Below are 13,394 nucleotides of genomic sequence, written 5' to 3'. Positions count from 1 at the left end.
GCATGCAGGAGCAGTACGTGACGGTCGCGGGCGAGGGTGTGCACGAGACGGAGGTCAGCCGTTCACGCTTCCTGTGCGCGCTGGCCCCCGCGGCGACGGAGGAGGAGGCGCGGGCGTTCATCGAACGGGTCCGGGCGCGGCACCCGGGGGCGTCGCACAACTGCTGGGCGTATGTCATCGGCACGGACGGCGGCGTCCAGAAGTCGAGCGACGACGGCGAGCCGGGCGGCACGGCCGGTCTCCCCATGCTCCAGATGCTCGACCGCCGCGGCATCCGTTACGCGGTCGCCGTCGTCACCCGCTACTTCGGCGGCACCAAGCTCGGTGCCGGCGGGCTGATCAGGGCGTACGGCGGTGCCGTGGGGGAGGCGCTGGACGCCGTGGGATGCAGCGTGCGGCAGCGCTACCGGCTCGTGACCGTCACCGCCGGCCACCAGAGGGCCGGCAGGCTGGAGAACGACCTGCGCGGCAGCGGCCGCTCGGTGCGGGACGTGACGTACGGCGCGGAGGTCACCTTCGAGATCGGTCTGCCCGAGGCGGACGTCGAGGACTTCCGCCGCTGGCTGGCGGACGCCACGGCCGGGACGGCGCGCCTCACCCTGGGCGGCGAGGCGTACGGCACCGTCTGACCGGACCGGACCCGGGCTGAGAGTCCGTCCGCAGGCGGCGGATCGTTTGCGGGCCGTGCGAGCCGGACATAGCGTGACGGATGCGCAGTTTCCGCAGCGAATCGTTCAGCCGTCCCGCCGTCGAGCCGTCCAGCAGTCCGTCGCTCAGCCGTGGAGCCGTCCAGCCGCCCGAGGGGGCATGACGCCCGCTGCCGTGGAGCCGTGGAACCGAAAGGTCCGCCGATGCCCGCACCACCGGACGGTCCCGGAGGTCCCGCCGCCGGCCCGGCGACCGGAGACGCGGCCCCGTCGCACACCCCGCACCGCTGGCTGACGCTGGCGGTGATCAGCCTCGCCCAGCTCATGGTCGTGCTGGACGCGACGATCGTGAATATCGCTCTCCCCTCCGCGCAGCGCGCGCTGGGCTTCGACAACGACGGACGGCAGTGGGTCGTCACCGCCTACACCCTCGCCTTCGGCAGCCTGCTGCTGCTCGGCGGGCGCCTGTCCGACTACTTCGGCCGCCGCCGGACCTTCGTGACCGGCCTCGTCGGTTTCGGTGTCGCCTCGGTGCTGGGCGGAGCGGCAAGCAGCTTCGCCTGGCTGATCGGAGCACGCGCCGTCCAGGGCGCGTTCGGCTCGGTGCTCGCGCCTTCCGCGCTCTCGCTGCTGACGACCACGTTCACCGAACCGCGCGAACGCTCGCGGGCGTTCGGCGTCTTCGGCGCCATCGCGGGGTCCGGCGCAGCCATCGGGCTGCTGCTCGGCGGAGTGCTCACCGAGCATCTGAGCTGGCGCTGGACGCTCTACGTCAACGTGGTCATCGCCGCGGTGGCCGCGATCCTCGGGATGCTGCTTCTTCCGCCGCACAGACCCTCGGAGCGTCCCCGTCTGGACATGTCCGGCGCGGCGCTGGTCGCGGGCGGCCTGTTCTGCCTGGTCTACGGGTTCTCCGCCGCCGACACCGAGGCCTGGAGCGACTGGCGCTGCTGGGGGTCGCTGACGGTGAGCGGGCTGCTCATCGCGGCCTTCGCCGTCCACGAGGTGCGCGCCGCGCATCCGCTGCTGCCGCCGCGCGTGCTGCGGGACCGCAACCGGGCCGCGTCCTTCCTCAGCGTCTTCATCGCGGGCGCCGGCATGTTCGGCGTCTTCCTCTTCCTGACCTACTACCTGCAGCGGACGCTCGGATACACGCCCGTGACGACGGGGCTGGCCTTCCTGCCCCTGGTGGGCTCCCTGATGCTCACCGCGCAGCTCTCCACGAACCTGCTGATCCCGCGGCTGGGGCCGAAGCCCGTGGTGCCCACGGGCATGGGGCTGGCCGTCGCCGGGCTGATCTGGCTCACCGCGCTCGGCCTGGACAGCGAGTACGCGTCGCACGTACTGCCTCCGCTGATCGTCCTCGGCGTGGGGCTGGGGCTGGTGATGCCGTCGGCGATCTCCCTGGCGACGCTGGGCGTCGCCGGGCGGGACCAGGGCGTCGCCTCCGCGACCGTCAACACCATGCAGCAGGTGGGCGGTTCGGTCGGCACGGCGCTGTTCAACACGATGGCCGCGTCCGCGGTGACGGACTACCTGCGCAACCGCCCCCGCACCCCCGGCGTCGCCGCGCGGGCCCAGGTGCACAGCTTCGCGACGGCCTACTGGTGGGCGACGGGGTTCTTCGCCGTCGGCCTGGTCGCGACCCTCGTCCTCTACCAGCGGGGGCGTCCGAGGGACCTGGCGGTGGGGCGGACGACGGGGCCGCCCGAGAGCGGCGGCTGAATTCCGCCCTCCGGACGGTGGGAGCCGGAGGCCGGCCTTGACCGGGAGCAGGGGGAGGGCGGATGCTGCGGAGAAATAGTTGGCACATACAACGGTCTCCGCGGGTGGCCGCTGGACAGCCCCGCGCACGGCCGCCGCCGCGGCGTGCCCAGGGCCTGGCGCACGCTGCCGGAGCCGGGAAATCGGGTGCGTACATGTGCGGAATCGCCGGCTGGGTCTCCTACGGACGCGACCTCGCCCAGGAGCGCGGCACCGTCGACGCCATGACCGAGACGATGTCCTGCCGCGGACCGGACGACCGCGGCACGTGGATATCCGGCCCGGCGGCCCTGGGCCACCGCAGGCTCGCCGTCATCGACCTGCCCGGCGGACGCCAGCCGATGAGCGCCGAAGGCCCCTCGGGGCAGAAGGCTGCGATGGTCTACTCGGGGGAGTGCTACAACTTCGAGGAGCTGCGGGCCGAACTCCGCGCCCGCGGGCACCGGTTCACCACCAGCTCCGACACCGAGGTGGTGCTGCGCGGTTACCAGGAGTGGGGCGCGGCCGTCGCGGAGCGTCTCAACGGGATGTACGCCTTCGCGATATGGGACGAGCAGGCACGTGAACTCGTACTCGTCCGCGACCGCATGGGCATCAAGCCCCTCTACTACTACGGGACCGGGGACGGAGTCCTCTTCGGATCCGAGCCCAAGGCGCTCCTGGCCAATCCGCTCGTCCGGCGCGAAGTCGGCCCCAACGGCCTCCGCGAGCTGTTCTCCATGATCAAGACACCCGGCTGCGCCGTGTGGGAGGGCATGCGCGAGGTGGAGCCCGGCACCGTCGTCACGGTCGGCGCCAACGGCCTGCGGATGACGGCCTACTGGTCGCTGGAGACCCGGGAGCACACCGACGGCAAGGACGACTCGATCGCCCGCGTACGCGAGCTGCTCGACGACATCATCCGCAGGCAGCTGGTCGCCGACGTGCCCCGCTGCACCCTGCTCTCCGGAGGTCTGGACTCGTCCCTGCTGACCGGGATCGCGGCACGCCAACTCGCCGCCGAGGGCGAGAAGGTGCGCAGCTTCGCCGTCGACTTCGCGGGCCACACGGACAACTTCGTGGCCGACTCGCTGCGCGCCACTCCGGACGGCCCCTACGTGCACGACGTGGCCGCGGACTCGGGCACCGAGCACCAGGACATCGTGCTCTCCTCGGCCGAACTCGCCGACCCCGGCGTGCGTGCCCGCATGATCCGCGCCCGGGATCTGCCGATGGGCCTGGGGGACGTGGACACCTCGCTGTACCTCCTCTTCAAGGCCGTCCGGGAGCACTCGACGGTCGCGCTCTCGGGGGAGTCCGCGGACGAGGTCTTCGGCGGGTACAAGCAGTTCTTCGACCCGGCGGCGCGCAGCGCCCCGACCTTCCCCTGGCTGGTGATGATCCCCGAGATGATCGGCGAGCAGGGCGGCTTCCTCACCGGCGAGACCAAGGAGGCCCTCGACCTGCCCACCTACATCGAGGACGGCTACCGCGAGGCGGTCTCCGGCATCGGGCGCCTGGACGGGGAGAGCGACTTCGAGTACCGGATGCGGCAGATCTGCCACCTCCACCTGACGCGTTTCGTCCGGATGCTGCTGGACCGGAAGGACCGGGCGAGCATGGCCGTGGGACTGGAGGTGCGGGTGCCCTTCTGCGACCACCGCCTCGTCGAGTACGTCTACAACACGCCCTGGAGCCTGAAGTCCTTCGACGGCAGGGAGAAGAGCCTGCTGCGCGAGGCGACCGCCGACGTCCTGCCGCGGTCGGTGTACGAGAGGGTCAAGAGCCCCTATCCCTCGACACAGGACCCGCGGTACGTCGCGGCGCTGCAGGAGAACGCCCGCGAGGTGCTCGCCGACGGTTCCCACGCCGTCTTCGGCCTCGTCAGTCGGGAGTGGCTGAAGGAGGCCGTTGAGGCGGACTGCGCCCGGATCGCGCCGGCACACCGGCACGGCCTGGAGCACACGCTGGACCTGGCCCTGTGGATCGACATGTACACACCGGCCATTACGCTTTCCTGAGCAGCTGGAACAGGTGGCGGGAACGGCTCCGGCCGTCCCCGCCACGCGGCAGGGACCGGCCCGCCGGGCGGGGAAGGACGGCGACGCGATGACGCAGCAGACGGCAGCCGCGAAGGGCGAGTTCGACGGACGCACCGCCGCCGTGACCGGCGGCGCCTCCGGGATCGGTCTGGCCGTCGCGCGGGAACTGAGCCGCCGCGGGGCCGAGGTGTGCGTGCTGGACCTGTCGGCCGACGCCGTGCCCGAAGGGCTGCACGGCCTGGCCTGCGACGTGACCGACCGCGCCTCCGTGGAACGGGCCTTCGGCCGCATCGAGGAGCGCTTCGGCCGTCTCGACGTCCTGGTCAACAACGCGGGCATCGGCGCCCAGGGCACCGTGGAGGACAACGGCGACGACGAGTGGAGCCGCGTGCTCGACGTCAACGTCACCGGCATGGCACGCGTCTCCGCCGCCGCGCTGCCGCTGCTGCGCCGTGGCGCAGCAGCGGCGGGGGACGGGGCGGCGATCGTCAACACCTGCTCGGTGGCCGCCACGGCGGGCCTGCCCCGGCGTGCCCTGTACTCCGCCAGCAAGGGAGCGGTCCTCGCGCTCACCCGGGCGATGGCCGCGGACCACGTACGTGAGGGCATCCGCGTCAACTGCGTGAACCCCGGCACCGTGGACACCCCCTGGATCGGGCGGCTGCTGGACACCGCGCCCGACCCCGGTGCCGAACGCGCCGCGCTGGAGGCCCGGCAGCCCACCGGGCGGCTGGTCTCGGCCGAGGAGGTCGCCGCCGCCGTGTGCTACCTGGCCGGGCCCCTCGCCGGTGCGACGACAGGCACGGCACTCGCCGTCGACGGCGGCATGCACGGATTGCGCCTGCGTCCGGCTGAACCTCCCACGGGGCACTGACCCCCCGCTGCGACGCGCCGCAAGTGACCCGCGCCGCACGGATGTTGGGCCGAGCGGAGCCTTACCTGACCTTCCGTCACCACGGAGCGTCCGTCGACTGCCCGCAGTGTGCGCGGCGCCGGAACGCCGGCGCGGACTCCCCGCGGGCGCACACGCGCCGGGCGTGCCGTGCGGGGGTCCTCAAGGCGGATGTCAGTGGCAGCTGGTAGACCAGGGGTGGTCCGGATCGGCGTAACCGCGGGGAGAGTTGAACGTGCGGGTGGGAGCACTTCTGTGAGATTGCTGCACACGTCGGACTGGCATCTGGGGCGGAGCTTTCACCGCATCAGCCTCCTCGATGCGCAGCGGGACTTCCTCGACCACCTCCTCGCCACCGTCGAGGAGGAGCGGGTCGACGCGGTGCTGGTGGCGGGAGACGTGTACGACAGAGCGGTGCCGCCGCTGGCCGCCGTCGAGCTCTTCGACCACGCTCTGCACCGTCTCGCCGAACTGGGCGTGCCCACGGTCATGATCTCCGGGAACCACGACTCCGCCCGCCGCCTGGGAGTCGGGTCCGGACTGATGCGTCACGCCGGTATCCATCTGCGCACCGACCCGGAGGGCTGCGGAACACCCGTGGTCCTCCCGGACGAGCACGGTGACGTCGCCTGCTACGGGCTGCCCTACCTGGAACCCGCCCTCGCCCGGGCCGCGTTGGGCGCCCGCGAGGGCGGCCACACCGCGGTGCTCGGCGCGGCCATGGAGCGGGTCCGCGAGGACCTGGCCGCCCGCCCCGGCACCACCCGCTCCGTCGTGCTCGCCCACGCCTTCGTGCACGGGGGCGAGAGCTCGGACAGCGAACGGGACATCACCGTCGGCGGGGTGTCCGCCGTTCCGGCATCCGTCTTCGACGGCGTCGACTACGCCGCGCTCGGGCACCTGCACGGCTGCCAGACCATCAACGACCGTGTGCGCTACTCCGGTTCGCCCCTCGCGTACTCCTTCTCCGAGAGCGGCCACCGCAAGTCCATGTGGCTCGTCGACCTCGATGCCCAGGGCGGCGTGTCGGCACGGCGCCTCGACTGCCCCGTCCCCCGGCCCCTCGCCCGTATCCGCGGCGCCCTCGAACAGCTCCTGGAAGAGCCCGAGTTGGCGCGGCACGAGCAGTCCTGGGTCGAGGCGACCCTGACCGACCCCGTACGCCCCCACGGCGCGATGGCCACGCTCGCCGCCCGCTTCCCGCACATCGTCAGCATCGTCTTCGACCCCCGCGTCCGCGACGGGGGCGGCGAACAGGTCTCCTACGCCCGCCGCCTGCGGGGCCGCAGCGACCAGCAGATCGCCGAGGACTTCGTGGGGCACGTGCGCACCGGGCGTGAACCGGACGAACTGGAGCGGGAGATGCTGGGAGAGGCCCTGGAAGCGGCCCGCGTGGAGGAAGCACAGGAGGGCGACTCGCAGTCCGGCGCCCGGGACACGACGCGGGTGCGGCCCGTCACGGCCGGGGCGGAGGCGGCGGGATGAGGCTCCACCGGCTGACGATGACCGCCTTCGGGCCCTTCGCCGGCGAGACGGCGGTGGACTTCGACGAACTCTCCGCCGCCGGCCTCTTCCTGATGCACGGCGCGACCGGCGCGGGGAAGACTTCCGTGCTGGACGCCGTCTGCTTCGCCCTCTACGGCGGCGTCCCCGGCGCCCGTCAGCAGCCGGGCGGCACGCTGCGCAGCGACTACGCCGCTCCCGGCACCCTCACCGAGGTCGTCCTCGACCTGACGATCGGCGGCAGGCGCCTGGAGATCACCAGACGCCCGGAACAGAGCCGCCCCAAGCGCCGCGGCACCGGCTCCACCCGGGAACGTGCCCAGTCGTGGCTGCGCGAGTACGACGCGGGTACGGGGGAGTGGCGTGCGCTGAGCCGCTCCCACCAGGAGATCGGCGAGGAGATCGCCCAGCTGACCGGCATGAGCCGCGACCAGTTCTGCCAGGTCGTGCTGCTCCCGCAAGGGGACTTCGCCCGGTTCCTGCGCGCCGGCGCCGAGGACCGGGCCAAGCTGCTCGGCAGGCTCTTCGACACCGGGCGCTTCGCGGCGGCCGAGGAGGAGCTGGCCCGGATGCGCAGGAACGCCCAGGAAGCGGTGCGCGCCGGGGACGAGGCGCTGCTGCGGCTCCTGCACCGGATGAGGCAGGCCGTCGGCAGCGAGGCGGAGCCGGCGGGCCTTCCGCCGGCCGGCAGCCTGCGTGGAGACGGCGAATCCGCTCCCCGCGCCGGGAAGTCCGCCCGCTCGGCCGTCCCGGACCAGCGCGGCCGCGAGAAGGGCGGCGCGGGCCACGCCGGCCGGGAGCCGTCCCCCGGGGATCCGGGGCTCGCCGAGGCCGTACTGGAATGGGCCGCACTGGCCCGTACGCACGCCCGCGAACGCGCCTGCGCCGCCTCGATCGCGGTCGGCGCGGCGGAAGAGCGCCACTCCGAGGCCATGGCGCACCTCGATGCGACGCGTGAAGTCGCCCGGCGGCAGAGGCAGTTCACCGAGGCGCAGGAGCGTGCCCGCGAGCTGGCCGGCCAGGCCGGCGAACGCGAGCACACCCGGCGACGCCTGGAGCGCGCCCGCGCCGCGGCCGGTGTCGCCCCGGCGCTGGCGTTGCGGGACGCGGCCGCGGCGGCGCACCGCGAGACGCGGTCGGACGAGACCCGGAGCCGCGCCCGGCTGCCCGCGCAGCTGCGGGACGCGGCGCCGGATCACCTCTCCCGCCTCGCCGGGGAGGTGCGCCAGGAGCTGGGCGGCCTCGACGCGGCCCGGCGTGCGGAGGAGCGCCGAACCGGCATCGACTCCGAACTGGCCGCTCTGGAACGGGAGTCGAGAGCGGACGAGGAGGTGCTGCGGGAGGCCGAGGAGTGGCTGGCCGGATGGGAGACGGAGCGTCCCGTCCTCCAGCGGCGGGTGGACGCCGCGCAGGAAGCGGCGGCCCGCGCGGAGAACCTGGCGGGCCGGCTCGACCCCGCCCGGCAGCGGCTGGATGCGGCGAGGCGCCGGGACGGGCTCCTCGACCGGGCGCGGGGCGCGGAGGAGAGCCTCCTGCGGGCGCGGGAGCACGCGGCGGCCGCCCAGGAGGAGTGGCTGCGGCTGAAGGATCTGCGGCTGCGCGGCATCGCCGCGGAACTCGCGGCGGACCTGCGGGACGGAAGCCCCTGCGCGGTGTGCGGAGCGACGGAGCACCCCGACCCGGCGCGCGCGGGCGCGGGGCACGTGGACCAGGCGGCCGAGGACGCGGCGCTGGGGACGTACCGCGAGGCGGAGGCGGCCCGCCAGGAGGCGGAGCAGTCGGCCCGTGGGGTACGGGAGGCGCTCGCGGCGGCCCGCGCCGAGTCGAAGGACGAGGAGACGACGGCTCTGGCGTCCGCCGTCGCCGGTCTGGAGGAGGAACACACCGCGGCCCACGCCGAGGCGGCCGGCGCCCACGCGGCACGCGAAGCCCTCGCCCAGGCGGAACGGGAAGCTTCCGGACGCCTCGCCCAACAGCAGGACGCGGGCCGGCGTGCGGCCGCCCGCACCTCGCACCGGGAGGCGCTGCAGCGTGAACGTGCCGCTCTCGAAAGCGAGTTGACCAAGGCTCGCGGCGATTCGGCCAGCGTGGCCGAGCGCTCCGCGCTGCTGCGGCGACGCGCCGTCCTGCTGGCGGAGGCCGCGGAGGCGGCCCGCCGGGAGCAGGCCGCGGCCGACCGGGCGGCGGAGGCGGACGGGCAGCTCGGCGAGGCGGCGAAGCGTGCGGGGTTCGGGAGCCCGGACGAGGCGGCGGCAGCCGTGCTCGGCGAGGCGGAGCAGCGGGCTCTCCAGCAGCGTGCCGACGAGTGGCAGGCGGCCGAGGCAGCGGTGGCCTCGGCCCTCGCGGATCCCGAACTTGCGGCCGCCGCGGCCCTGCCGGCCGCGGACCCGGGCGCCGCCCTGCGCGCGACGGAAGAGGCGACTCGGCGGCTCCGGGCCGCGTCGGCCACGCTGGAGGCGGCCCGTACCCGGTGCGGCGAGCTGGACGAACTGACCCGGCAGGCCCTGGCCGATGCCCGCGGCCTCGCCCCGCTGCGCGCCGAGTACGAGCGGATCGCCCGGCTCGCGGGCCTCGCGGCGGGCACGTCGGTGGAGAACGAACACCGGATGCGGCTGGAGTCGTACGTGCTGGCTGCCAGGCTGGAGCAGGTCGCCGCGGCGGCGAGCGCGCGTCTGGCGCGGATGTCCGCGGGCCGCTACACGCTGGTCCACTCCGACGAGCGCGCCGGCGGACGAGGGCGATCGGGTCTGGGCCTGCACGTCGTCGACGCGTGGACCGGCGCGGAGCGCGACACCGCGACGCTCTCCGGCGGCGAGACCTTCTCCGCCAGTCTCGCCCTGGCGCTCGGGCTCGCCGACGTCGTCACGGACGAGGCGGGCGGCACGCGCCTGCAGACCCTCTTCATCGACGAGGGCTTCGGCAGCCTCGACGAGCAGACGCTCGACGAGATCCTCGACGTCCTGGACTCCCTGCGGGAGAGGGACCGCTGCGTGGGCATCGTCAGCCACGTCGCCGACCTGCGCCAGCGCATCCCCGTGCAGCTGGAGGTCGTCAAGTCCCGGGAGGGTTCGGCGCTGCGTCACCGCACGGCTCCGGCAGCGGGCTGACGGGCTGACGGGCTACGCGACGCCGGGCGCGGGCCGGCGGTGGGCAGTGCGTCCGAGGCTGGAGTGCGTCCGAGGCTGTGGGCCGGAGGCCTCAAAAGGATGTGACGGCAGCCCCGCCGGCCGTCAGGGTGGCGGCCATGACCTCCACCTCACGACAGCCCGGCACGCAGCCCGAACCGCCCCCGATGGAGAGCGCCCCGTACCGGGACGCGCTGCCGCTGCGCGGACGCACCGCACTGGTCACGGGGGCGAGCCGCCGCAGCGGCATCGGTTTCGCCGTAGCGCGGCGCCTCGCCGCCTACGGCGCATCCGTCTACCTGCATCACCACCGTCCGCACGACGACGCGCAGCCCTGGGGGGCCGACCCCGACGGGCCGGACGCGCTCGTTCGCAGCGTCCGGGAGACGGCGGCCGCCGGAGCGCGCGTCGCCCACGGCCCAGCCGACCTGACGGAACCCGGCGCCCCGGCCCGGCTGGTCGAGGAGGCGACCGGCGCCCTCGCCGCGTCCCGACTCGACATCCTGATCTGCAACCACGCGCTTAGCGGCAGCGACGGACCGCTCGAGTCCGTCGACGCCGCCATGCTCGACGCCCACTGGGCCGTCAACACCCGCTCGGTGATCCTGCTGGTGCAGGCGTTCGCCGCGCAGCACCGCGGCGGGGACGCACCCACAGGACGGGTGGTGACGATGACCTCCGGTCAGGACGTCAGGGGCGGAATGCCCGGCGAGCTGTGCTATGCGCTCGCGAAGGGCGCTCTGGCGTCGTCGGTGCGCACGCTGGCCACGGCGCTGGCCCCGGGAATCACAGTCAACGCGGTCAACCCCGGCCCGGTGGACACCGGTTACCGCACCGGGCCCGATTACGACGAGGTCGCGGCGCTCTTCCCCGGCGGGCAGTGGGCGACCCCGGACGTGCCGGCCCGGCTGGTCTCCTGGCTCACCACGGACGAGGCGGGCTGGATCACCGGCGAGGTCATCAACTCCGAGAACGGCTTCGGCCGTTGAGCCGGAGAGCGTGAGCGGGCACAAGGCACCGCGCCACCGCCACCGCCACCGCGCCACAGCGGTGACGACGAGTCGACGGGCCGACTTCTCGAGAAGTCGACCCGTCGACATGGCGTCACGGTCCGCGCCTTGCTCCGTCCGCGACCGGCGCGCCGCGGCCGGTCACGGTCCGGCGGAGGCCGCCGATCAGAGAGCGGAGAGCTCGGTGACGAGGTCGTCGAGACCGAGCGAGCCCTGGGACAGCGCCGCCATGTGCCACTTCTTCAGGTCGAAGTCGTCGCCGTGTGCCTCGCGGGCGGCCTCGCGGCCCTTGAGCCAGGCGCGTTCGCCCAGCTTGTAGCCGATCGCCTGGCCCGGCATGCCCAGGTAGCGCACCAGCTCGCTCTCCACGAAGTCGGCCGGGCGGCCGCTGTGCATGCCGAAGAACTCCTGCGCGAGCTCCGGCGTCCACCGCTCGCCCGGGTGGAACGGCGAGTCGTCCGGGATCCGCAGTTCCAGGTGCATGCCGATGTCGACGATGACCCGCGCCGCCCGCATCATCTGCGCGTCCAGGTAGCCCAGCCGCTGCTCGGCGTTGACCAGGAAGCCCAGCTCGTCCATGAGCCGCTCGGCGTACAGCGCCCACCCCTCGGCGTTGGCGCTGACCATGCCCACCGTGGTCTGGTACCGGGACAGTTCGTCCGCGACGTACACCCACTGCGCGAGCTGCAGATGGTGCCCGGGAACGCCCTCGTGGTACCACGTCGAGACGAGGTCGTAGACGGGGAAGCGGGTCTCGCCCATCGTCGGGAGCCAGGTGCGGCCCGGCCGGGAGAAGTCCAGCGACGGCTGCGTGTAGTAGGGGGCCGCCGCGCCGCCGGGCGGCGCGATCCGCGACTCGACGCGCTTGACCGGCCCGGCGAGTTCGAAGTGCGTGCCGTCCAGCTTCTCGACGGCCTCGTCCATCAACCCCTGCAGCCAGTCCCGTACTTCGTCGACGCCCTCGACGGCCTCGCCCTCGGTGTCGAGGTGGCGCAGCGCCTCCCACGGAGTGGAGGCACCGGGGAGGATCTTCTCCGCCTCCGTGCGCATCTCGGCCAGCAGCCGGTGGAATTCGGACCAGCCGTAGGAGTACGCCTCGTCGAGGTCGAGGTCGGTCCCGTTCCAGTAGCGCGACCAGAGCGCGTAGCGCTCACGTCCGACGATCTCCGCGGCCCCCTCGACCCCGGGTGCGTACACGTCGCGCAGCCAGTCGCGCAGCCGGGCGACGGCGCCGGTGGCCTCCGCCGCCGCTGCGTCGAGCACGTCACGCAGCGACTCGGGACCCTCGGCGGCGAAGGCCGCGAACCAGCCCCGCCCGTCTCCTCCTTCGCCGTCGCCGACCCACTCGTCGAGCTGCGTCAGGACGGTGGAGACCTGGCGCGGCCCCGCGTGAAGCCCCTTCTCCAGCCCGGCGGCCAGCGACTCGCGGTAGCCCTCCAGGGCCTCGGGGACCGCGCGCAGCCGCTGCGCCACGGCCGTCCAGTCCTCGAGCGTCTCGGAGGGCATCACGGTGAAGATGCCCCGCACGGAATGGGCGGGGGAGTGGATGTTGCTGACCGCCCGCAGGCCTTCCTGGGCGTCGTGCACGGCCAGTTCAGCCGTCAGCCTCTCGCGGAGCAGCCGCGCGCAGCGCCGCTCGGCGGGCTCGGAGGCGCCCGGCTGCTCCTCGGCCTCGGAGAGCTTGCGCAGGGTCATGCGGCTCAGATCGGCGAGCGCCTCCTGTCCGGCGGGGGAGAAGTCGGGCAGCCGGCTGTGGCTCTCGGGCACACCGAGGTAGCTGCCGGTGATCGGGTCGAGTTCGACGAGAGCGTCGACGTAGGAGTCGGCGACCTGTCGCGGGAGGGGGGTGGGGTTCTTGGCATCGGACATGGATCCATCCTCGTACGTGCGGGCCCCCGCCGTCATCAACATCAGCCCGGCGGCAGCAGCGGACCGCACTCCCAGCGCTGGAAGATCAACCGCGTCTCCACACGGGCGACTTCCTTGCGCGAGGTGAACTCGTCCAGCACGAGCCGCTGCAGATCCGACGTGCCGGTCACCGCCACGTGGACCAAGTAGTCCTCGGGGCCCGCCAGATGGAACAGCGCACGCGACTCCGGAAGGGCGCGGATGCGCTCCACGAAGGGGCCGACCAGCTCACGCCGGTGCGGGCGGACCTGCACGGACAGCAGGGCCTGCAGCGGCCGGCCCAGCCGCGCCGCGTCGAGGCGCAGCTCCTGGCCGAGGATGACGCCGCTGCGGCGCAGCCGTGTCACACGGTCCAGGCAGGTCGACGGCGCGACGCCCACGGCGGCGGACAGGTCGCGGTACGTCATCCGGGCGTCGTTCTGCAGGAGACGGAGGATCTCCAGGTCGACCGGATCGAGTGCGACGGAATCGTTCATCGGGCGAACGTAGCACGGCGTTCTCGGCGTTCTCTCCGGCAGTTGTTC

9 protein-coding genes are annotated in these 13,394 nt (G+C 73.6%); 7 read left to right on the top strand and 2 right to left on the bottom strand.

The window, feature by feature from the left end:
- Positions 1-2: 2 nt before the first annotated feature.
- The 7 genes from H181DRAFT_RS23500 to H181DRAFT_RS23470 all read left to right on the top strand — a co-directional run bounded on the left by H181DRAFT_RS23500 (position 3) and on the right by H181DRAFT_RS23470 (position 10,941).
- On the top strand, positions 3-629 hold the full coding sequence (locus tag H181DRAFT_RS23500; RefSeq protein WP_045866390.1) for a YigZ family protein: 627 nt from the start codon (positions 3-5) through the stop codon (positions 627-629).
- Positions 630-851: 222 nt separating this feature from the next.
- Positions 852-2,372: an MFS transporter gene (locus H181DRAFT_RS23495; RefSeq protein WP_045866389.1), complete on the top strand. Its 1,521-nt coding sequence runs from the start codon at positions 852-854 to the stop codon at positions 2,370-2,372.
- Positions 2,373-2,566: 194 nt separating this feature from the next.
- Positions 2,567-4,411, top strand: coding sequence for an asparagine synthase (glutamine-hydrolyzing) (asnB, locus tag H181DRAFT_RS23490; protein WP_045866388.1), 1,845 nt, complete (start codon positions 2,567-2,569; stop codon positions 4,409-4,411).
- 88 nt (positions 4,412-4,499) lie between these two features.
- Entirely contained in the window at positions 4,500-5,306 is an 807-nt protein-coding gene (locus tag H181DRAFT_RS23485) for an SDR family NAD(P)-dependent oxidoreductase (protein WP_045866462.1), read from the top strand.
- 273 nt (positions 5,307-5,579) lie between these two features.
- Positions 5,580-6,809 carry an exonuclease SbcCD subunit D gene (locus H181DRAFT_RS23480; protein ID WP_045866387.1) on the top strand — a complete coding sequence of 410 codons (1,230 nt, stop codon included), beginning with the start codon at positions 5,580-5,582 and terminating at the stop codon, positions 6,807-6,809.
- Positions 6,806-9,934, top strand: a complete 3,129-nt coding sequence (locus H181DRAFT_RS23475) for an AAA family ATPase (protein ID WP_045866386.1) — start codon at positions 6,806-6,808, stop codon at positions 9,932-9,934. The genes H181DRAFT_RS23480 and H181DRAFT_RS23475 overlap by 4 nt, the downstream gene beginning before the upstream one ends.
- 185 nt (positions 9,935-10,119) lie before the next feature.
- The gene (locus tag H181DRAFT_RS23470; protein WP_107068836.1) at positions 10,120-10,941 is read left to right on the top strand and encodes an SDR family oxidoreductase; all 822 of its coding nucleotides are present in this window, start codon (positions 10,120-10,122) and stop codon (positions 10,939-10,941) included.
- Between the two features lie 186 nt (positions 10,942-11,127).
- On the opposite strand, the gene H181DRAFT_RS23465 is transcribed toward H181DRAFT_RS23470, so the two are convergent.
- Positions 11,128-12,831, bottom strand: a complete 1,704-nt coding sequence (locus H181DRAFT_RS23465; protein ID WP_045866460.1) for a DUF885 domain-containing protein — start codon at positions 12,829-12,831, stop codon at positions 11,128-11,130.
- Between the two features lie 41 nt (positions 12,832-12,872).
- Positions 12,873-13,346, bottom strand: coding sequence for an Lrp/AsnC family transcriptional regulator (locus tag H181DRAFT_RS23460; protein ID WP_045866385.1), 474 nt, complete (start codon positions 13,344-13,346; stop codon positions 12,873-12,875).
- Positions 13,347-13,394: the final 48 nt, after the last annotated feature.

Origin of the sequence: Streptomyces sp. WMMB 714 (genome assembly GCF_900090125.1) — a bacterium.
In the GTDB taxonomy this organism is placed as follows: Bacteria; Actinomycetota; Actinomycetes; order Streptomycetales; family Streptomycetaceae; genus Streptomyces; species Streptomyces daqingensis.
The sequence above is the reverse complement of the archived record's forward strand: the minus strand, read 5'-3'. Positions and strand labels throughout refer to the sequence as shown.

Coding starts and splice junctions, on each gene's coding strand:
- H181DRAFT_RS23475 (WP_045866386.1), top strand. CDS start 6,806: ATGAGGCTCCACCGGCTGACGATGACCGCCTTCGGGCCCTTCGCCGGC.
- H181DRAFT_RS23470 (WP_107068836.1), top strand. CDS start 10,120: ATGGAGAGCGCCCCGTACCGGGACGCGCTGCCGCTGCGCGGACGCACC.
- H181DRAFT_RS23495 (WP_045866389.1), top strand. CDS start 852: ATGCCCGCACCACCGGACGGTCCCGGAGGTCCCGCCGCCGGCCCGGCG.
- H181DRAFT_RS23485 (WP_045866462.1), top strand. CDS start 4,500: ATGACGCAGCAGACGGCAGCCGCGAAGGGCGAGTTCGACGGACGCACC.
- H181DRAFT_RS23460 (WP_045866385.1), bottom strand. CDS start 13,346: ATGAACGATTCCGTCGCACTCGATCCGGTCGACCTGGAGATCCTCCGT.
- H181DRAFT_RS23465 (WP_045866460.1), bottom strand. CDS start 12,831: ATGTCCGATGCCAAGAACCCCACCCCCCTCCCGCGACAGGTCGCCGAC.
- H181DRAFT_RS23500 (WP_045866390.1), top strand. CDS start 3: ATGCAGGAGCAGTACGTGACGGTCGCGGGCGAGGGTGTGCACGAGACG.
- asnB (WP_045866388.1), top strand. CDS start 2,567: ATGTGCGGAATCGCCGGCTGGGTCTCCTACGGACGCGACCTCGCCCAG.